The sequence below is a fragment of the Pararhizobium sp. DWP3-4 genome (assembly GCF_049898205.1).
GTDB lineage: Bacteria > Pseudomonadota > Alphaproteobacteria > Rhizobiales > Rhizobiaceae > Pararhizobium.
In genome coordinates, this window is sequence record NZ_JAFCXF010000002.1 from 618,490 (window position 1) to 637,698 (window position 19,209).

Below are 19,209 nucleotides of genomic sequence, written 5' to 3' on the forward strand. Positions count from 1 at the left end.
GGGCTGCCAAAAAAAGCAGCGTCGAAATTATTATACGGTTGAATAATTTCTACACAAGTGCCACGATGCGTTTCATGGAACAGCGTGACAGGCAAAAATGCCGCACGACAGACAAACAGGGGAACTGTTTTCATGCGTTCAGATTTGGCGACCTGTCTCGACAGGACTGACTTTTCATGACGGAACCAGCCCAGGCGATTGCGGTCACAAACCTCCACAAACGTTTCGGGCCGCTCGAAGTGCTCAAGGGCGTTTCACTGACCGCGAATGAAGGCGACGTGATCGCCATCATCGGCGGCAGCGGCTCGGGCAAATCCACCTTCCTGCGCTGTATCAACATGCTGGAACTGCCGACCTCCGGTTCGGTCACGGTGCATGGCGAAACCATCGTGATGAAGAAAGACGGTCACGGCGGCCTGATGCCTTCGGACCGCAAGCAGGTGCAGCGCCTGCGCACCCAGCTCGGCATGGTGTTCCAGAGTTTCAATCTCTGGCAGCACATGACCATCCTCCAGAACGTCATCGAAGTGCCGATCCATGTGCTCGGCAAATCCAAGGACGAGGCCACCGCCACCGGCGAAGCGCTTCTGCGCCGCGTCGGCCTGTTCGAGAAACGCGACGCCTATCCGGCCTTCCTCTCCGGCGGCCAGCAGCAGCGCGCGGCGATTGCCCGGGCGCTCGCCATTCAGCCGCTGGTCATGCTGTTCGACGAGCCGACCTCGGCACTCGATCCGCAGCTCGTCGGCGAAGTACTGACCGTCATCGCCGATCTTGCCAAAGAGAAGCGCACGATGATCCTCGTCACCCACGAGATGAAGTTTGCCCGCAACGTCGCCAACCACATCGTCTTCCTGGCCGATGGCGTCATCGACGAGCAGGGAACCCCGGACGAGATTTTCGGCGCCCCGAAGTCCGAACGCCTGAAGAAATTCATCAGCTCCATCCACTGAAACTAAAACCACGAAAACCAAAAAAGGGAACAGCATGAAAAAGACGCTCAAAACCATCGCCTTCTCGCTCGCTCTGGGCATCGTTGCCGCCGGTGCCGTGGCGGCCGAGCCCCTCAAGGTCGGCTTTGCGGCCGAGCCCTATCCGCCCTTCACCTCGCCGGATGCCTCGGGCAACTGGGAAGGCTGGGAAGTGGAGTTCCAGAAGGCCATCTGCGCAGAGGCCAAGCTCGAATGCGTCATCACCCCCGTGGCCTGGGACGGCATCATTCCGGCGCTGACCTCGAAAAAGATCGACATGATCATCGGCTCGATGTCGATCACCGAGGAGCGCCTGAAGACCATCGATTTCTCCGACAAGTATTACAACACCCCGACCGGCGTCATCGGCCCGAAGAGCGAAACCTTCGAAGCCACGCCGGAAGGCCTGAAGGGCAAGACGATCGGCGTACAGGTTTCGACCATTCATCAGGTCTACGCCTCGAAATATTTCGGTGAAAACGGCGCGACCGTGAAGGAATACCAGACGCAGGACGAAGCCAACAACGACCTCGCTGCCGGCCGTCTCGATGCGGTGCAGGCCGACAGCATCGCGCTCGGCGCCTTCCTGAAGAGCGACCAGGGCAAGGAATGCTGCGACCTGAAGGGCATGGTCAAGGACGACCCGGCCATTCTCGGCGCCGGCGTCGGCATCGGCATCCGCAAGGGTGAGGACGAGCTGAAGGGCAAGCTGAACGCCGCCATCAAGGCCATCCGCGCCAACGGCACCTACGACACGTTCTCGAAGAAATATTTCGATTTCGACGTTTACGGCCAGTGATGATCTAACCGCCTGCGGAGGGCTCGCTCCCCTCTGTCGGCGTCTATTGCGCCTCCCTGACATTGCAGCCGGCGAAGGAAAAGAATGATCTCCCCCTTGTGGGGGAGATGTCACGCAGTGACAGAGGGGGGTGATGCGGCGGACGCGGAGCCCCCCGATAAAGAGGACCCATGGCCGATCCTGTATCCTTCATGAACTGGGGCCTGCTGGCACTTGAACCGCCCGGCTGGGGTGGCGTGCTGTTGCGGGGCCTGATGAATTCCATCGAGATCGCCATCGGCGGCTATGCCTTCGGACTGATGCTCGGCATTGGCGGCGCCTGCGGCAAGCTCTATGGCGGCCCGATCACCCGCGACCTGATGGAATGCTACACGACGATCGTGCGCGCCGTACCGGAGCTGGTTCTGATCCTGCTTCTCTATTATGCCGGCACCGACGCACTGAATTACGTGCTTGGACTTGTGGGCATCGGTCAGGTCGATATCAGCGGGCTGGTCGCCGGCATCTTCGTCATCGGCGTGGTGCAGGGCGCCTATACGACCGAGGTGCTGCGCGGCGCCATCAAGGCCGTGCCGGCCGGGCAGATCGAGGCGGCGCGCGCCTACGGCATGTCGCCCTATAAGGTGATGACACGGGTGACCCTGCCCGCCATGCTGCCCTATGCCATTCCCGGACTTTCCAATCTCTGGCTGATCGCCACCAAGGATACCGCGCTGCTCGCCGTCGTCGGCTTCTCCGAACTGACGCTGGTCACCCGCCAGGCGGCCGGCTCCACCAAGGCCTATCTGCTGTTCTTCTGTGCGGCCGGCGTGCTCTACCTGATGCTGACGCTTGTCTCTGATGTCATCATCAGGATCATCGAGCGCCGGGCCCGGCGTGGCTTCGTGGAGCAGTCATGAGCGAGACGCCCACCACCGACATTACCACCCACGCCATGGCGATCACGCCGGAAGACCTGCCGACGGTCGAAAGTTTCTTCAAGCCGCACCGCATCGTTCTTTTGGCGATCGCCGCCGCACTGGTGTTCTGCATCGTCTGGTTCATGCGCTGGGATTGGATCCCGCAATATCTGCCGCGCCTCGGCTATGGCATCATGATCACGCTGGCGATGCTGTTCAGCACCGCGATCCTCGGCTTTCTTCTGGCCGTGCCGCTCGGTCTCGTCCAGGTCACCGGCCCATGGCCGCTGAAAGCGCTGGCAAAAGCGTTTTGCACCGTCGTTCGCGGCACGCCGCTGCTGCTGCAGCTCTGGCTTCTCTATTATGGCCTCGGTTCGCTTTTTCCGCAGTTTCCGGCCATCCGCCAGTCTTTCCTCTGGCCGTACCTGCGCGAATCCTGGCCCTATGGGGTCGCAGCGCTGACCATCTCCTTTGCAGCCTATGAAGGCGAAGTCATGCGCGGTGCCTTTGCCGGCGTTCCAGCTGGCGAGATCGAGGCGGCGCGGGCCTACGGCATGAGCCGCTGGACGCTGTTTCGCCGCATCTGGCTGCCGCGCGCCATTCACCGGGCATTGCCGACGCTGAACGGCGAGACCGTGCTGCAATTGAAGGCGACGCCGCTTGTCGCCACCATTACCGTGATAGACGTCTATGCCGTCATCTCCAAGGTGCGGCAGGATACCTACATAACCTACGAGCCGCTGCTGCTGCTCGCGCTGATCTATATGTGCCTGACAGCCATTCTTGTCTTCGCCTTCCGTTATCTTGAAAATCGCATACCAACCCGTGGTGCCTGACATGACCTTGAACGTGAACCTGACCAACTCCATGCCGGAACTGGTCGCCATCCGCCGTGACCTGCATGCCCATCCGGAGCTGGGTCTTCAGGAGGTCCGCACCTCCAATTTCGTCGCCACCTGCCTTGAAAGCCTCGGTTACACCGTCACCCGGGGCCTGGCCAAGACCGGCCTCGTCGCCACGCTGAAGAACGGCACGAGCAACCGCTCGATCGGCATCCGCGCCGACATGGACGCGTTGCCGATCCTTGAGGAAACCGGGCTCGACTACGCCTCCAAGACCCCCGGCCTGATGCATGCCTGCGGCCACGACGGCCATACGACCATGCTTCTGGGCGCCGCCCGCGCCATCGCCGAACGCAAGAATTTCGACGGCACCGTGCATCTGATCTTCCAGCCGGCCGAGGAGAATTTCGGTGGCGCCAAGATCATGATGGACGAGGGCCTGTTCGATAAATTCCCCTGCGATGCCGTGTTTGCGCTCCACAACGAGCCCGGCCTGCCCTTCGGCCAGTTTGCGCTGCGCGAAGGCCCGATCATGGCCGCAGTGGATGAGGCGAAGATCACCGTTCACGGCCTTGGCGGCCACGGCGCCGAACCACAGGAAACCGCCGACCCGATCGTCTGCGGCGCTTCCATCGTCATGGCGCTGCAATCGATCGTATCGCGCAATATCCATCCGATGGACCCGACCGTCATCACCGTCGGCTCGTTCCACAGCGGCTCTGCCAGCAACATCATTCCGGAGCGCGCCGAGATCGTCGTCGGCATCCGCTCGTTCGATCCGAAGGTGCGGGACGAACTGGAACGCCGCATCCGGCTGATCGCCGAGAACCAGGCTGCAAGCTACGGCATGCGGGCAACCGTCGACTATCACCGCAGCTACGATGCGACGATCAACCACAAGGCGGAAACCGATTTCGTCCGCGATCTCGCCATACGCTTTGCCGGCGCCGACAAGGTTGTCGATCTCGAACGCGCCTTCATGGGCAGCGAGGACTTCGCCTATATGCTCAAGGACCGGCCGGGCACCTATTTCTTCCTTGGCTCCAGCGTCACCGGAACTGAGAAATCGCTGCATCACCCCGGCTACAATTTCAACGACGACCTGCTGCCGATCGGCGCCGCTTTCTGGACCGAACTGGCGGAAGCCTATCTCGCCCGGCCATAACGGCTTAAAAAAGAAAAAGCCGCAGGAAGGGACATTCCTGCGGCAAGTCGGGACAGTGTAGGCAAGTCTATCGCAAGATGCGATCCGTCGAATGTTCGGGCCTGCACGCGCGGCAAAGCTTTGACCGGCGGTGCAGATCTGGATAAAAGCCTGGCAAAGGTGCGGTTGTCATCATGCAACGCGGACCGCTCGGCAGGTTTCTTATCGTCGATAGGGGAACCATAGCCGGTCGAATTTTCGGGCCGCTTAAGCCGATTGCTAAAATTTTATCGATGTCTCTTTTAAGGACAATCCCGGCCAAATCCTCCGGCATCCGATGAACCTGCAGAGCCTCGTTTGACCGCATGCAACTTTGCCGCAGGTGGGCGATTGTCGCAGTGTGACACTATGGTTGCAACGATGTCATTGACCTTTTGCACCAATAGCGCAGATTATGGCGCACGGGTTCAGGCGCCGGACACACCGCGAAGGCAGGGGACACGCCGGAGCGAAATCGGACACACCGACGGCCGCCAGACCTTTGAAAGGATTGTGCCGTGTTCGAGAGTTTTGACGCGACGTTGCTTGCTCGCATCCAGTTTGCCTTCACCGTATCGTTTCACATCATCTTTCCAGCCTTCTCGATCGGTCTTGCGAGTTTTCTCGCCGTGCTGGAGGCACTGTGGCTGTGGAAGAAGGATCAGGTCTACATGGACCTGTTCAACTTCTGGAAGACGATCTTTGCCGTTGCCTTCGGCATGGGCGTCGTCTCGGGCATCGTCATGTCCTACCAGTTCGGCACCAACTGGAGCGTCTTTTCCGACAAGGCCGGACCGGTCATCGGGCCGTTGATGGGCTATGAGGTGCTGACGGCCTTCTTCCTCGAGGCCGGCTTCCTCGGCGTCATGCTGTTCGGCCTGCACCGCGTCGGCCCGAAACTGCATTTCCTCGCCACCTTCATGGTCGCCTTCGGCACGCTGATTTCGGCCACCTGGATCCTCGCCGTGAACTCCTGGATGCAGACGCCCGCCGGCTTCGGCATGAATGACGTCGGACAGTTCATTCCGCTCGACTGGTGGAAGGTGGTCTTCAATCCGTCCTTCCCCTACCGCCTGGTGCATATGGTGCTTGCCGCCTATCTCACCACCGCCTTCGTGGTCGGCGCGGTCGGCGCATGGCACCTCCTGAAAAATACGGCACCCCGGCGTTCGCGCACCATGTTCTCGATGGCCATGTGGATGGCGACGATCGTCGCGCCGATCCAGATCATGGCCGGGGACTTCCATGGCCTCAACACGCTGGAACACCAGCCGGTCAAGGTCATGGCGATGGAAGGCCATTTCGACAGCCATCCGAATGGCGCGCCGCTGATCCTTTTCGGCATTCCGAACACCGCAGAAAAGCGCATCGACTATGCGATCGAGATCCCGAAATTTTCCAGCCTGATCCTCAAGCACGATCTGAACGCACCGCTGGCGGGCCTCGACACCATCCCGGACAATCTCGAGCCGCCCGTCGCCGTGGTCTTCTGGTCCTTCCGTGTCATGGTCGCCATTGGTTTCGCCATGCTCGGCATCGGCTTGTGGAGCCTGTGGTGTCGGGTGAGGGGCACGCTCGACAGCAGCGACTGGCTGCATCGGGCGGCCGTGTTGATGGGGCCGGCCGGCTTCGTCGCCGTGCTCGCCGGCTGGATCACCACCGAAGTCGGCCGTCAGCCCTATACGATCTACGGCCAGCTGCTGACGGCCGATTCGATCTCGCCGATTGCCGCGCCCGCAGTCGCTGCCTCGCTGATCGCCTTCATCGTCGTCTACTTCTTCGTCTTCGGCGCCGGCACCTTCTATATCCTGCGGCTGATGAAGCGCCTGCCGCGCGATCCGATGCCCGATCTCGACGACGGGCCGATCAGAACCTCGGGCATCATGCCCGGGCCGGCGACCGGACACACCCATGGGAGCACACATCATGGCCATTGATCTTCCCTTCATCTGGGCCGCCATCATTGCCTTTGCGGTGCTCGCCTATGTCATTCTCGACGGGTTCGATCTCGGCATCGGTATCCTCTTCCCGTTCTTTCCGGAAAAGCGCGACCGCGACGTGATGATGAATTCCGTCGCCCCGGTCTGGGACGGCAACGAAACCTGGCTGGTGCTCGGCGGCGGCGGTCTGCTCGCGGTCTTTCCGCTCGCCTATTCGGTCATCCTGTCGGCCCTTTACGCCCCGATCATCGCGATGGTGCTCGGCCTGGTCTTCCGTGGCGTCGCCTTCGAGTATCGCTGGCGCACCAAGCGCGGCGAGTTCCTGTGGAACTGGGCCTTTGCCGGCGGCTCGATGGTTGCAGCCTTCGCGCAAGGGGTAGCGCTCGGCGCGCTGGTTCAGGGTATCCCCGTGGCCAACCGTGCCTATGCCGGGGCGTGGTGGGATTGGCTGACGCCGTTTTCCATCGCCACCGGCTTTGCCATCCTGATCGGCTATGCGCTTCTCGGCTCGACCTGGCTGATCATGAAGACGACCGGAGAGCTGGCCGAAAAGGCCCGCAAGATCGCGCTGCGCACCTGCTTTGCCACAATCGCTGCGATGGGCATCGTCAGCCTGTGGACTCCGTTTCTCAGGCCGCAATATCTGGAGCGCTGGTTCAGCTGGCCAACGGCGGTCTTCAGCATCATCGTACCGGTGCTGGTACTCGGTTGCTTTGCGCTGCTGCTCAAGGGTATCCGCGGCGAGCGCGATGCCCAGCCGTTTCTGGCGGCGCTGGGCCTGTTCGTCCTCGGCTTTGCCGGCATCGGCATCAGCTTCTACCCCTATATGGTGCCACCTTCGGTGACCATCTGGGATGCGGCGGCGCCGGATTCCAGCCTTGCCTTCCTGTTGTGGGGTGCAGCCTTCCTCGTGCCGGTCATCCTGATCTATACCGGCTATGCCTATTGGGTGTTTCGCGGAAAGATGGATCCAGAGGAGGGCTACCACTGATGCCAGCTGAGAACAGCCTTTCGAAAAAACTGCTGTGGTTCGTCGGCTTGTGGTTTCTCGGCGTGCTGACCGTCACCATCGTCGGCTTTGCCATCAAACTCTCGCTCGGCGCTTGAAGCGCGCCGGGCAGCGCGCCTCTCCATGCAAAGCTTCGCTCAAGTTTCCCGCGCTACTCTAAAGCACACGTCAGCAGACAATGCCTTCCGCTGCGAGACAGGACCGCACCCTCCTCTGTGCAGAAGGTACTTGCCTGCTGATGTGACCATTTTCCGGATTGGCCACGCGCAGTGACGGTTCGGCAAGGACCGCTGACGTCACGAGGCAAGCCATGACCAAACTCTCGATCTGCATTCCCGTGGAAACCGCCGCGCAAGACGCCCTGCCGCTGGTGACGTTGCTCCTGGAAAACAAAAGCGCAGACTTTGAGATCGTCATCGCAAAACCTGCAGATGTCGCCCTCTCCGGCGCCCTTCTCGATCTTGCTGCCAGCGCTGCAAAAATCGTCATTGCCGATGCAGAAGCGGGGACCACCCGCCAGCGCCTGTGGCGCCATGCGACTGTTGCCGCCAAGGGCGACTGGGTGACGCTGGTCAATCCCGGCGATGTCATCGAAAGCGACCTTGCAACCATGGTCGCCTTTCTTGAAACCACGTCGCCGGGTGTCGATGCCCTGGCATGGAACGCCTTCCAGATCGACCGCCATGCGGAACCCGGCAAGGTAAGCTCGGTCGCCATCCCGGCCAATTACCACATCGAAAAGCTCGACAAGACCATCATGTTGAAGTCTTTCTTCTATTGGGAAAACAGCCTCAACAGTCCGAAAATGCCGTTTGGCCTCTACCACGCCGCCATTCGCCGGTCGCTTCTGGATGCACTGTTGCAACTGCCGGAGCCGCAGGACTGGTCGACGCCGGTGCCGCAATATGAATGGGCGGCCAAGGTGCTTTTGTTCGCCAATGAACTGGCCTTCTGCGGCCGGCCGATGTCGGCGATCAATGTTGTACCGTTTGTTGCGCAAGAGCCGCTTTATCCCTGGAATTTCCCGTTCCATTCCGGCATCGGCATTGCCGGGGCGGTGGCAGAGGTGCAGTTTCACGTTCTGCGTGAACTCGGTACTCCGTGGTCCGGCGGCAACGAAGCTTTTGTGCGCGCGCTGATGATCGACTGCATGATGGAAACCGGCCGCGAGGCTTACAAGAGCAAGGGCAACGCCTATTTCGCCGCGCTGAAGGAATTCGAAGGCGGCCATCTCGCACCACTGTTCCGCCCGGAATTCCATGAGGTTCGGCAAAAGGATCAACGGCGAGGCCTGCATGACGGCGCGCTGCTGATCGATCGTTTCATCGCCGGCGCGCGTGACGCCAGGGAATTTTACGCGACGGTCAAGCTGATGATGGCCCCGGTCGGGCTGATCTGCGGCGGTGATCTTTATCGCAAGGACACGAAAGCGGCATGAACCAGACCGCATCGAGAATCTCCTATACCAGGCCCTCGATTACCGAGCTGGAAGTCGCCTATGCTGCCGACGCCGCCGCCCATGGCTGGGGCGACCGCTGCTACGATTACATCGTCCGGTTCGAAGAGGGCTTCCGCCGCCATCTCGGTGTCGCCCACGCGATCGCCACGTCGAGCTGCACCGGCGCGATGCATATGGGGCTTGCAGCGCTTGGCATCGGTCATGGCGACGAAATCATCCTCGCCGAAACCAACTGGATCGCCACGGCTGCACCTATCGTCCATCTCGGTGCAACCCCTGTCTTCGTCGATATCCTGCCCGACAGCTGGTGCATCGATCCGGCCGAGGTGGAGCGCCATATCACGCCGAAGACCAAAGCGATCATCGCCACGCATATCTATGGCAATCTATGCGACATGGACCGCCTTCTTGAGATCGGCCGCCGCCACGGCATTCCGGTCATCGAGGATGCGGCCGAGGCGATCGGCTCCGAATGGCACGGCCGGCGCGCCGGGTCGATGGGCACGTTCGGCACTTTCTCCTTCCACGGCACCAAGACACTGACGACCGGCGAAGGCGGCATGTTCGTTACCAGCGATGACGCGCTGTTCGAGAAGGTGCTGACGCTCAGCAATCACGGCCGCGCCCGCGCCCAGAAAAAGCAGTTCTGGCCGGATGATGTCGGCTTCAAGTACAAGATGTCGAACATTCAGGCCGCCCTCGGCTGCGCCCAGCTTGAGCGCATCGGGAGCCTGATTGCCCGCAAGCGCGAAATTCTCTCAAGCTATGCCGAAAGACTGAAAGCCTATCAGAGCATCAGCCTCAACCCCGAGAACACCGGCACCGTCAACGGCGCCTGGATGCCGACCGCCGTGTTCGACCGCGATATCGGCATCACCCGCGAAATGCTGCAGAAGGCGTTCAGCGCCGCCAATATCGACGCGCGCGTGTTCTTCCATCCGCTGACCAGCCTGCCGATGTTTTCCGAGCGGCGCGAAAACCGGCATGCCTGGGATATCCCCGAACGCGCCATCAACCTGCCGAGCTACCATGACATGACCGAGGAAGAGATCGAACGCGTCACCGGCGTCATCGTCAGCCTGATCGACAGCCGGGCAGCCGGCGAACTACCTCTGGCAAAATCCGCTTGAAAAAAAGCCGGCCATCACTCGCCGCAGTCCAAGTGGCCTTCGATAGCCGTCCTGAATGACAAAGGCACCACATCCCATGACAACCAAAGACGATCGCCAGGAATTTGAAGCGCACCGGCAGGAAATGTGCCTGGCGCTTGGCCAGGACAAAGAGGTCTTCAAGCAGTCGATCGACACGATGCTGGCGCTCGACACATACGATTATTCCTACCTCTGGAGCTGGATGGGCGTGCCGATCATCCAGCTGCCGGCCGATATCATGGCAACGCAGGAAATCGTCTGGAACACCAGGCCCGACATCATCATCGAAACCGGCGTCGCGCGCGGCGGCTCGATGATTTTCATGGCTTCGCTGCTGGCGATGACCGGAAACGACAAGGGCAAGGTTATCGGTGTCGACATCGACATCCGCGCTCATAACCGCGAGGCGATCGAGACCCATCCGATGGCGAGTCGCATCGCTCTTATCGAAGGCGGCTCCGTCGACGATAGCACCTTGCAAGCCGTGCGCGATCTGATCCCGGAAGGTGCAAGGGTCATGGTCGTCCTCGACAGCGACCATTCCTATGGTCACGTGCTGGCCGAATGCCGTGCCTATGGCGCTCTGGTGACGCCGGGCTGCTATCTCGTCGTGGCCGACACGGCGGCAGGCCATCTGACCGAAGACCAAGCCCCGAAAAAGCGCTCGAAATCCTGGTTCAGAGGCAACGATCCTTTGACCGCGGTCAATGACTATCTCAAGGAAAACGATCGTTTCCAGGTCGATCCGGTGATCAACGGCAAGCTCGTGCTTGCGTCGTCGCCGGGCGGATACTGCGTCCGCCTGCCCGACGCGGCCTGACACACATTCTGTTCCGGTTTCAAGACCCGCGTTTCGCCACGGCAAGACGTGGGTCTTTGCATGTCTGTGTCACCGTTTTGCGAATGAGAAAGGGCCGCGCCCCGACCGGCGGCGCAGTCAGACCGCCAGCGTGATCTTGTCGATCCGGCCGCCGATCTGCGCACCGATATAGAGATTTTCGTAGCATCTGGCCGGAAACCTGGCTTCCTTCATGTGGAATGCGGTCTCGTCGATGTCGTACTCGACCCGGCGCAGCTCGATATGCCCATCCTCGAACGTTGCAAATGCAGCGCGCGGATCGCCATCGCGCGGCTGGCCGACGGCACCGGGGTTGCAGAACGTCTTGCCGTTCACATCGAGTAGAACCTGCACATGCGTATGCCCGGCAAAGAATGTCTGGGCTCCTGCCGGAATATCCGTTTCTGCAATCGCGTAGAGATACTGATCGACCGGGTCCTGCCAGCCGCCATGGATGAAATAGGTCGAGCCGTCGATGATATGGGACCGCGACTGCGCCAGCCAGGCGACCTGCTCCGGCGAGATGATGCCGCGCTGGTACTCGGTGATATCGGACACCAGCTTCGAGCGCGGGCAGCCCTCGCCGCTGACGATGTAGTGATCGTGATTGCCGAGGATATTGACGACACCGCGATCGCGCAGCAGATCGACGCATTCGCCCGGTTGCGCATAATAGCCAACGACGTCGCCAAGCGAGATGATCGTTTCACAGCCAAGCGCATCGATCTTTTCCAACACCGCCTTCAGTGCCGGCAGGTTGCCGTGAACGTCAGAAATGATCGCGATCATGTCACCACAAGGTCTTCGTAATAACGCCAGCCGCGACCGGAGCGGATCTCGGGTGGCGGCGGTCTCTTGCCACGCAGATAATATTCAACCGCCATGGCCGCCTCGTTATAACCGAAGGCGGCACGCAGCGAGGTGCTGCTGGAAAAGCGCGGGTTGATCTCCAACAGATAAGGCGTCTCGCCGTGCATGCGGAACTGGTAGTTCGTCGGCCCCACCGGCTTGAAGATCGCGGCGAGCCGGGTCACTGCGTCAACCAGAACAGGGTGACCGACAACCTCGGCATATGCCGTATTACCCGCGACAGAGAGCTTTCGCCTAAAGATGATCGGTGGCAGCGCCGTGCCGTCGCCAAAGCCGAAGGCGCCGACGGTAAATTCCTGCTCGTCGCTGCCGATGAATTTCTGGATGAGGAATTCGTCCCTGCTCTTGCGGCTCCAGTAGTTGAAATCATCCTCGTCGCGTAACACCGCGATACCCCGCGAACCATTGCCCTGACGGGGTTTCAAGAGCAGCGGCAGGCCCAACTCTCGAACGCACTCCGTCCAGCCCGCTCCGAGCAACGCCGGAATGGCTGGCAGACCGAGCCGCTCCAGTTCGAGACCGAAATCCCATTTGTCCTGCGCCAGTTCGATAATCCCGGGATCGTTGAGGACGATGCGCGCATCGAGATCGGCGAACGCTGCCCGGTTGCGGCTGAAGAACAGCGCGTCGAGTTCGAGCCCCGGCAGGACGAGATCGATGGCTTCGCCGACCAGCAGGCTTTTCCAGAAGTCGAGATAGGCGTCCGAACTCTCGTCAACTACCGGCTTGGCAAAAAACGTGTCGCACCAGTAAGGCCCGATGCCGTTTGGATCACGGTCCACACCGATGACCCGCACCGAAAGCCCCGACAAACGCAGCGAGCGGATGATCCCCTGCCCGATCAGCGCACCGACCGCAGTCACCACGACGGTGATCACGTCTCCTGGCTGTTTTTCAACCATCGTCATGTGATGTCCATCGGCCCGAAGGCCTTCGCTGTCCCGGAATCCCTGATCATATGGATACCTTGACGCATGCCGACCGCGGGTTCGAAAGCCAGCCGTTCAAAGGTTTCGGCACCATGAGGAAAATGGATCGGCCGAAAGGGTGGCTTTTCCGGTGCGATGACGACCTTGCCTCCTTCGCCGAAAACCTCATAAGCAATGTTCGCGATCTCTTCGAACGGCAGCGATTCCGGATGCACGACATTGAGAATTCCTGTCGTGCCGCAGGTTGCCGCCTGGATCATCATATCCGCAGCATCCCGAACATGCAGGAAGTTGCGAACACCATCGGATCGCGGCATGCGCATATCCTTCCCATGCGATGCATAGGCAATGACGCGTCCGAACCACGGTTGATGCGCGCAGCAACGGCCAGCGGTATCGTACAGTTGCGCGAAGCGAAGACTGCAGAAAAGCTTGTCCTGCTTTTCCAAAGCCCAGCTCATGACCTGCTCGGCAATGGCCTTTGTAAGACCATAGGATGTGAAATTGCCGCTCCCCAATGTCTCATCGGAAAATATGGATCCGGCATAGACCAGTGACTTAGCATCAAGCTCTTGCACCAGTCCGGCAATCGGGAGCGCACTCGCCGCATTGGTTGAAAAATTCTGACGAACCCCGTCTTCATCATCGCCGAAAAAGGTCGCTGCGCAGTGGAAGACTACATCGGCACGAAGGTCATTCTGTATGACCGCCCGCTCACTGCGAAGATCGAAATAGACATCATCATCCATCGACCGCCCTACCGTTATCGTGACCACGCCCCGCTGCTGCAGCCGCTCGATCAACTGGCTGCCAAGCATGGACCGTGCGCCGATGATGGCGGCAGTCTTCATTGCACGGTGGCTTCCATCAGCATCGCAACGCACAGGTCTGGAAAATCGACCCCTACGCGCAACATCGCCTCGAGATTTTCCTGAAAGTCCGGCAACGTCTTGAGGACGGCCAGCGGCAGCGGCTTGAGGTAAATCCCCTCTTCGAGGCTCACCGCATAGCCGTGGCTCTGTATTTCCTGCTTCAGCGTATCGCGGCAATATTGACGCTTGTGGCCGAGAGCATGGTCGTTGGCATTGAGGCTATAGATATCGTCGATCTTGCCCAGCTCGACACCAAGCCGCCGGTTCATCGACTTTGCGTTGGGAACCGCGACAAAGATTCGCCCGCCCGGCTTCAGGAACCGTTTGAACCGGTCAAGCAGCATGCCCGGGTTGTCGACATGCTCCAGAATGAAGCCCATGACGATGACGTCGAAGCGCTCGTCCGTGTCGAAATTCTCGAAATAGGAGAACACGACTTCGCCGGCGAAATCCGGGCTTTTTTCCTTGAAGAGATCGATAACCAGCTGCGAGCCTTCGATGATCACATGACGATCGCAGGCTGCGTTGAAAAGACCCGGCGTATAGCCATGGCCGATGCCCAGCTCAAGAATGGAGCCGACCAAGCCGAACCGCCGGATGATGCGCTCCGGATACCAGTTGAGAATAAGATCATTCTCGATCGCCGTCGCTGCATTCGGCAGATACTCGGATGAGACTGCATCGAGATTTTCCGTCGTCATTGCGTGAATTCCTTCCAACCGATCGTTCCCGAATGAATCAGCCCGGCGCCCGCCAAACCGCAATTGGCGATCAGATCCAATGCGGTCACGTATGGGGTGAAATCGCCGTGCAATTGTGGATAGGGCGTGCGCTGGTAACGCATGTATTCAACGGAGATGCCTTTCTCCTCGAACAGCCCGTGGTTCAGATAGTTCCGGGCGCCATGCCCGGTGATGTAAACCGCTCCCTGCAGATGCTCGACGATGTCGCACACCCGTTCGCTGCTTGCGCCTGGCACCGGCAATGTCTGCGATGAGAGGAACTGCGGCCGGTCCAGGCCGAAATAGGCGGCGAGCTCCAGCATGGACTGACGGGATATGTCGGCGACCGTCGATGCGTCCTGCGCGAAAACGCGATCTACCACGCCCAGCATTTCGTCGCGAAACGGTGCCTTCAGATAGGCCTGACGCAGGATTTCGCGATGTTTGCTCCGCCAGTCGGTGCGGTCGTCCAGCATTACTTCGTCGATCCGCTGGCCGAGATGATAGTCGCGCAACGGCAGCGTCAGCCAGCTGACGCCGTTGATGCCCTTCACCTGGACACGATTGCTGAAACTGCCCTTGGAATATTGAACGTCGTCATAATGAACGAAGACATCCGCCAGACGGATCTGCTCCAGCAGACCCACCCAGGGAAAGTACATCGACTGTGAAATAACGATATTCCGGCTCATGATCCGTTCAAGTTTGCCCGACCTTTGCCGGAGGCCACCACCATGGCAGCATCTCCAGACAATTTGACAGCGCGACCGTATCGCCAAAGCCTTTCGCGAGGCTGGTTGCCGGATTGTGCGGTCAGCCGTCGATCCAGACGAGATCAAGGCCTGGCCGGTGAAGGGCTGCCTGGCCGGCGATAGCGGCGCGGGCCTTCAACGGATTGAGACCGACAAAGACGACATCGACGTCGTCCTCAAGTTTTGACGGCGATAGAATGGGCCTGTTGAAATGCACGGAACCCTGCAGCTTCGGGTTCTGGTCGAGAAAGACCCGGAAATCGACATCCGCCTCGATCCGGCTGCAGATCCAGCTGCCGTAGAATCCGGAGCCGTAGACCGCCGCGCGCTTGCCGGAAAACTGCTTGGCCGCACCGTCGAGACGAATGGTCGCCTGCTTCCAGAAAGCGCAGATTTCCTTGGCCTTCTTTGCGGCGTCGGCTGCCTCCTGGCGGTCCGCCGCATTCACTATCGGTTGGTCCGCGCCCACTGCCACGATGAAGAAGGCCCCTGGAAAGGCTTCACTGTCCACCGTCTGCAGCGTGAAGCCCGACAACGCCAGCGCCCGCTTCAGAGAAGCGATGCTGAAATGGTTGAGATGGTCGGCGACCGTCATGTCGCCGGGATTAGCGGCCACATCCGGCATGGACAGAAGAAGCCGGCCGCCGGGCGCAAGCAGCCCGCGCAGCGTCTTCAGGAAGGAAACAGGTTCGGCCACATGCTCGATGACGAAATGGCTGATAATTGCCTGAAACCGGCCGGCCCATGCATCCGGCACGCTATAGCTTGCTTGATCCTGCGGCTTTACCCAGCCGTTCCATGCCGGCACGTAGTCGCGGCTGACATCGAAGACGTGGGGATGAAGATCGGCACGCGCCGCGCACATCTTGCGCAGCGTATCTGCCTTGCCGGCACCATAATCGAGAATGGACGCGCCCTGCGACAGATCCAGGAGGCGCAGCCCGATCTCAGCCTGATGGTCCGTCCGATAGATCGGCGTTCCGTCCGCGCCCACGGCGAAGATCTGGTCGTGATCGTCCGATTCCAGCGAAATCCGGTAGGTGGTGTCGTAGAAGCTGTCGATATCCGGCAGATCGGCGCATTGCGCGTGGCCGCACTCGTCGCAGACATAGGCCAGCGTCGGGACATCGATGAAACTCATCATCGACGTCAAGGCAGGTGCCGAGGCCTCATAGGAGGCCGCGGCGATGTGCGATCCGCAGACCCGGCATGCGGTCATACCGCCGTCTCCCCATCCGTTACCAGTTCCGGCAGGACCTTTGAGAAATCGACGCCGGCGGCAAACGAGCCGCACCAGCCGATGCGGGTACCGAGCGGATCGGCAAAATTGAAATAGCGGAACTGGATGCTCCAGCGCGGCATGGTCGATACATTATGTCCGCCCTGATGCATGGTCAGGAAGTCCATCAGGATCAGGTCGCCTGGTTGGGTGAGCGGCGCGACGGTTTTGTATTTTGCCAAACGCTCCTCGGCACCGTCCATGTAAAGCGCGTAGGCGCCGCTTTTGCCGAGACCCGCGTCGTCGCGATAGACCGGGATCAGGCCTTCGGCATGCGAGCCTTCGGAAATCTGAACCGGCCCCATATCCGCCGTCACCGGCAGAAGCGGCGTCCAGAAGACGATGCCGTCAAGGCTGCGAAGCTGGCCGGGGAATTCCTGATGCCATTGTGCCCGGAACTTTTCCTCGCCGGGGTTGTCGATGCGGATGCCATAGCCGCCAGCCGCGATGCCCGGGATGGAACCCGGGTGCAGGTGCTGGAACACCGTCTGATTCACAGTCTTGGTGACGAGCTGCATGAAGGCCGGAATTTGTTTGACGGCATCATAGACCTCACCGCCCCAGGCGCGGTTTTTGGCGATCAGGGCCGGATAGGCCTTGGTCATCGCATTCCAGGACGTATCCGTCGGCGCATCGACCTCGTATTTGCGGCACAGCAGTTCCAGAATGATGCGGATGCCTTCCTGGATCGGCGCCACGTCGCGCTGCGCATCATAGAACTGCGGCAGCATCGTATAGCCCTTGGCGGCGAAATCTTCTTTGGCCGAGGCGGGAATGATGACTTCATTCTGAATCATGCTGTGCATCCTTTTCTGGGTGACAAAATCCGCGCTGGTTTCATCGCGGGACATTGGCAATCCGGCTTCGAAGCCGCAATCGGGCTGCGCTCCCGTATTCGCCGGCCTGCCGATACGATCATCAGGCAGCCCTGTGATTTTCGTTCAAGTTCAGTTCCAGCGCCTCTGGAGAAACCAGCATCTGCGAAACAAAATGATAAAGTTCGGCTGGCGTCTGAACGCCGCCAATCTCTTCGTCCATAAAGAGCTGCTTGTCGGAAACACCGGTGAAGAACTGTCCTACCGCCGGATCCACAAAATCAACCGGCTGGAAGTGCTTCAGATATTTTCCGCCATGCCATTTTGCAAAGACGGCCCGGTAACCTTCGATAGCTCTGTCATTGTCTTGCTGAGTGGCCATCAGGCTGCAGCTGTTGCCGCATGCTGCGGCAAAATTGGCTTCCCATCCCGGCATCGGGCTGTACCCGTAACGTGTCAGGAACCAATGCTGCACCTGCGCGATGCAGGCTGTGAGCCCCAAGGGTGTGGGAAACGGAAAGTCCTTCATATGCGGGTCGTCATCAATGTTGCGCCCGGTTTCGCGCGTGAAGATGGCGAGTTGCTCTTTCACATTGTCAGCCGTTTTAATCTTCGCCGAATTGCTTTTCGCGCAGGACCCGAGAACCGAAAATGGTCGTCCCGCGTAAACCATATGCTCGGCAGTCACCAGAACTTTGCAGATATTCTCGAAATCGACGACCGGATATTCGCAGTATTTAGCGCCGAACTTTGCCTTGATTTTGTCCATCACGCGTTTCGAAACAGCGCCGTGATAGAAACCAAAGGCCATGTTCGGAGTTGGCGCACCCCCCCTCCAAGAAAAGAAATCCTGATAGGCGGTCGCCCGTGGAACGGAGTACACACCGGTATCGAGGCTTGCGGCGACGTTACAACGCTGCGGCCGGTTTCCAGGCCAGTTGAACGTCAGGCGGCTCCAAATGAGGACATCCATCGCCGGCTGTTCGGCGTGGGACCGCCGGATCAGGTCGGCAACATTGACATCGACGTAATCATCATCGCCAATCATGCAGATGAATTCGCCGGTGGCGGCCTCCACGCTCCGATCCCAATTCTCGACCATCGGCAAGACCCGGTCCACCGAAGGCAGATATTTCACCCGCGGGTCGCCAAAAACCTCCTCCATGAAGTCGTCCATGATCGACGGGTCATCCGAGTTGTCGGCGAAAACATACTCGACGTCCATGCGCATGTTCGCCAGCAGACTTCTGATCGTTTCCTGGAAATAGGGCTGGCGGTTACGCGATGGCACACAAATCGTCAGTTTCGGCTGGGCGAACATGAAGTTTCTCCGTTTGCCGCAGACTAGCGGGGAAGGCTTTTGCGAAGCTTGCCCGCGACCCTTTGGTCATAAGTCCGGTTTTCGGCTTTCCAGCCGCTGCATGGCTTGATAAGCACCGTCGCATGCGGCCCTGCGATGCAGCAGCGCGGTGATGACGTATCCGGAGACCCTTATGCAGAAAAGCCCGGCAGACTGTGCTTCGATGGCAGAGATCCGCGTCGAGATCGACCGTATCGATCAAGCCTTGATGGCGCTCTTCCAGGAGCGCTGGGGCTATATCGGCAGAGCTGCAGCCATCAAGAAACCGGCAGGTCTCAAGGCCGACATCCCCTCGCGCGTCGATGAAGTCCGCTTCAATGCCCGCCGCAACGCCGGCTTGGCGGGGCTCGATCCGGATTTCTACGAGGATATCTGGGCACGCCTGATCCAGCATTCGATCGAGCATGAGATGGGCATTCTGGGGGAAAGCGGACAATAGCCGCAAACCGGCGTTCAGCCGATCTTGAGGCTGGCCGTGTCGGCTTTCTTGGCTGGCACCTCGGCCGTGGCCTCGGGCAGTGC

General features: G+C 60.0%; 19 protein-coding genes. 11 read left to right on the forward strand and 8 right to left on the reverse strand.

Going from position 1 to position 19,209, the window contains the following annotated elements; all coding sequences use genetic code 11:
• Positions 1-176 precede the first annotated feature (176 nt).
• From ACP7E6_RS08140 to ACP7E6_RS08185, 10 genes are all read left to right on the forward strand, one after another.
• Complete coding sequence (locus tag ACP7E6_RS08140; protein ID WP_426229202.1) at positions 177-950, forward strand: ABC transporter ATP-binding protein; 774 nt, start codon at positions 177-179, stop codon at positions 948-950.
• A gap of 34 nt (positions 951-984) precedes the next feature.
• Positions 985-1,767 carry a transporter substrate-binding domain-containing protein gene (locus ACP7E6_RS08145; RefSeq protein WP_426229203.1) on the forward strand — a complete coding sequence of 261 codons (783 nt, stop codon included), beginning with the start codon at positions 985-987 and terminating at the stop codon, positions 1,765-1,767.
• 170 nt (positions 1,768-1,937) lie between these two features.
• Entirely contained in the window at positions 1,938-2,666 is a 729-nt protein-coding gene (locus ACP7E6_RS08150; RefSeq protein WP_426229204.1) for an ABC transporter permease, read from the forward strand.
• Positions 2,663-3,502 carry an ABC transporter permease gene (locus tag ACP7E6_RS08155; protein WP_426229205.1) on the forward strand — a complete coding sequence of 280 codons (840 nt, stop codon included), beginning with the start codon at positions 2,663-2,665 and terminating at the stop codon, positions 3,500-3,502. Before ACP7E6_RS08150 ends, ACP7E6_RS08155 begins: the two co-directional genes overlap by 4 nt.
• Position 3,503: 1 nt before the next feature.
• Complete coding sequence (locus tag ACP7E6_RS08160; RefSeq protein ID WP_426229206.1) at positions 3,504-4,673, forward strand: M20 aminoacylase family protein; 1,170 nt, start codon at positions 3,504-3,506, stop codon at positions 4,671-4,673.
• A gap of 536 nt (positions 4,674-5,209) precedes the next feature.
• The gene (locus tag ACP7E6_RS08165; RefSeq protein WP_426229207.1) at positions 5,210-6,628 is read left to right on the forward strand and encodes a cytochrome ubiquinol oxidase subunit I; all 1,419 of its coding nucleotides are present in this window, start codon (positions 5,210-5,212) and stop codon (positions 6,626-6,628) included.
• On the forward strand, positions 6,618-7,622 hold the full coding sequence (cydB, locus tag ACP7E6_RS08170; RefSeq protein ID WP_426229208.1) for a cytochrome d ubiquinol oxidase subunit II: 1,005 nt from the start codon (positions 6,618-6,620) through the stop codon (positions 7,620-7,622). The genes ACP7E6_RS08165 and cydB overlap by 11 nt, the downstream gene beginning before the upstream one ends.
• Positions 7,623-7,950: 328 nt before the next feature.
• Positions 7,951-9,078: a hypothetical protein gene (locus tag ACP7E6_RS08175; protein ID WP_426229209.1), complete on the forward strand. Its 1,128-nt coding sequence runs from the start codon at positions 7,951-7,953 to the stop codon at positions 9,076-9,078.
• Complete coding sequence (locus ACP7E6_RS08180) at positions 9,075-10,229, forward strand: DegT/DnrJ/EryC1/StrS family aminotransferase (RefSeq protein ID WP_426229210.1); 1,155 nt, start codon at positions 9,075-9,077, stop codon at positions 10,227-10,229. Before ACP7E6_RS08175 ends, ACP7E6_RS08180 begins: the two co-directional genes overlap by 4 nt.
• Before the next feature lie 76 nt (positions 10,230-10,305).
• Positions 10,306-11,070, forward strand: a complete 765-nt coding sequence (locus ACP7E6_RS08185; protein WP_426229211.1) for a cephalosporin hydroxylase family protein — start codon at positions 10,306-10,308, stop codon at positions 11,068-11,070.
• 117 nt (positions 11,071-11,187) lie between these two features.
• On the opposite strand, the gene ACP7E6_RS08190 is transcribed toward ACP7E6_RS08185, so the two are convergent.
• The 8 genes from ACP7E6_RS08190 to ACP7E6_RS08225 all read right to left on the reverse strand — a co-directional run bounded on the left by ACP7E6_RS08190 (position 11,188) and on the right by ACP7E6_RS08225 (position 18,648).
• Positions 11,188-11,877, reverse strand: a complete 690-nt coding sequence (locus ACP7E6_RS08190; RefSeq protein WP_426229212.1) for a metallophosphoesterase family protein — start codon at positions 11,875-11,877, stop codon at positions 11,188-11,190.
• The gene (locus ACP7E6_RS08195) at positions 11,874-12,866 is read right to left on the reverse strand and encodes an ATP-grasp domain-containing protein (RefSeq protein WP_426229213.1); all 993 of its coding nucleotides are present in this window, start codon (positions 12,864-12,866) and stop codon (positions 11,874-11,876) included. Before ACP7E6_RS08195 ends, ACP7E6_RS08190 begins: the two co-directional genes overlap by 4 nt.
• Complete coding sequence (locus ACP7E6_RS08200) at positions 12,863-13,738, reverse strand: NAD-dependent epimerase/dehydratase family protein (RefSeq protein ID WP_426229214.1); 876 nt, start codon at positions 13,736-13,738, stop codon at positions 12,863-12,865. The genes ACP7E6_RS08195 and ACP7E6_RS08200 overlap by 4 nt, the downstream gene beginning before the upstream one ends.
• Positions 13,735-14,460 (reverse strand): class I SAM-dependent methyltransferase, encoded by a 726-nt coding sequence (locus ACP7E6_RS08205; protein WP_426229215.1) that lies wholly within the window; start codon positions 14,458-14,460, stop codon positions 13,735-13,737. Before ACP7E6_RS08205 ends, ACP7E6_RS08200 begins: the two co-directional genes overlap by 4 nt.
• Entirely contained in the window at positions 14,457-15,173 is a 717-nt protein-coding gene (locus tag ACP7E6_RS08210) for a WbqC family protein (RefSeq protein ID WP_426229216.1), read from the reverse strand. Before ACP7E6_RS08210 ends, ACP7E6_RS08205 begins: the two co-directional genes overlap by 4 nt.
• Positions 15,174-15,294: 121 nt before the next feature.
• A complete protein-coding gene (locus tag ACP7E6_RS08215; protein ID WP_426229217.1) occupies positions 15,295-16,452 on the reverse strand; it encodes a class I SAM-dependent methyltransferase in 1,158 nt (385 codons plus the stop codon).
• Complete coding sequence (locus tag ACP7E6_RS08220) at positions 16,449-17,309, reverse strand: phytanoyl-CoA dioxygenase family protein (protein WP_426229218.1); 861 nt, start codon at positions 17,307-17,309, stop codon at positions 16,449-16,451. The genes ACP7E6_RS08215 and ACP7E6_RS08220 overlap by 4 nt, the downstream gene beginning before the upstream one ends.
• 121 nt (positions 17,310-17,430) lie before the next feature.
• Complete coding sequence (locus ACP7E6_RS08225) at positions 17,431-18,648, reverse strand: glycosyltransferase family 2 protein (RefSeq protein ID WP_426229219.1); 1,218 nt, start codon at positions 18,646-18,648, stop codon at positions 17,431-17,433.
• Positions 18,649-18,820: 172 nt separating this feature from the next.
• Between ACP7E6_RS08225 and ACP7E6_RS08230 the strand changes: the two genes are divergently transcribed.
• Positions 18,821-19,126, forward strand: coding sequence for a chorismate mutase family protein (locus ACP7E6_RS08230; protein WP_426229220.1), 306 nt, complete (start codon positions 18,821-18,823; stop codon positions 19,124-19,126).
• Positions 19,127-19,209: the final 83 nt, after the last annotated feature.

Coding starts and splice junctions, on each gene's coding strand:
- ACP7E6_RS08230 (WP_426229220.1), top strand. CDS start 18,821: ATGCAGAAAAGCCCGGCAGACTGTGCTTCGATGGCAGAGATCCGCGTC.
- ACP7E6_RS08195 (WP_426229213.1), bottom strand. CDS start 12,866: ATGACGATGGTTGAAAAACAGCCAGGAGACGTGATCACCGTCGTGGTG.
- ACP7E6_RS08200 (WP_426229214.1), bottom strand. CDS start 13,738: ATGAAGACTGCCGCCATCATCGGCGCACGGTCCATGCTTGGCAGCCAG.
- ACP7E6_RS08215 (WP_426229217.1), bottom strand. CDS start 16,452: ATGACCGCATGCCGGGTCTGCGGATCGCACATCGCCGCGGCCTCCTAT.
- ACP7E6_RS08205 (WP_426229215.1), bottom strand. CDS start 14,460: ATGACGACGGAAAATCTCGATGCAGTCTCATCCGAGTATCTGCCGAAT.
- ACP7E6_RS08155 (WP_426229205.1), top strand. CDS start 2,663: ATGAGCGAGACGCCCACCACCGACATTACCACCCACGCCATGGCGATC.
- ACP7E6_RS08185 (WP_426229211.1), top strand. CDS start 10,306: ATGACAACCAAAGACGATCGCCAGGAATTTGAAGCGCACCGGCAGGAA.
- ACP7E6_RS08190 (WP_426229212.1), bottom strand. CDS start 11,877: ATGATCGCGATCATTTCTGACGTTCACGGCAACCTGCCGGCACTGAAG.
- ACP7E6_RS08145 (WP_426229203.1), top strand. CDS start 985: ATGAAAAAGACGCTCAAAACCATCGCCTTCTCGCTCGCTCTGGGCATC.
- ACP7E6_RS08180 (WP_426229210.1), top strand. CDS start 9,075: ATGAACCAGACCGCATCGAGAATCTCCTATACCAGGCCCTCGATTACC.
- ACP7E6_RS08160 (WP_426229206.1), top strand. CDS start 3,504: ATGACCTTGAACGTGAACCTGACCAACTCCATGCCGGAACTGGTCGCC.
- ACP7E6_RS08140 (WP_426229202.1), top strand. CDS start 177: ATGACGGAACCAGCCCAGGCGATTGCGGTCACAAACCTCCACAAACGT.
- cydB (WP_426229208.1), top strand. CDS start 6,618: ATGGCCATTGATCTTCCCTTCATCTGGGCCGCCATCATTGCCTTTGCG.
- ACP7E6_RS08150 (WP_426229204.1), top strand. CDS start 1,938: ATGGCCGATCCTGTATCCTTCATGAACTGGGGCCTGCTGGCACTTGAA.
- ACP7E6_RS08175 (WP_426229209.1), top strand. CDS start 7,951: ATGACCAAACTCTCGATCTGCATTCCCGTGGAAACCGCCGCGCAAGAC.
- ACP7E6_RS08220 (WP_426229218.1), bottom strand. CDS start 17,309: ATGATTCAGAATGAAGTCATCATTCCCGCCTCGGCCAAAGAAGATTTC.
- ACP7E6_RS08210 (WP_426229216.1), bottom strand. CDS start 15,173: ATGAGCCGGAATATCGTTATTTCACAGTCGATGTACTTTCCCTGGGTG.
- ACP7E6_RS08225 (WP_426229219.1), bottom strand. CDS start 18,648: ATGTTCGCCCAGCCGAAACTGACGATTTGTGTGCCATCGCGTAACCGC.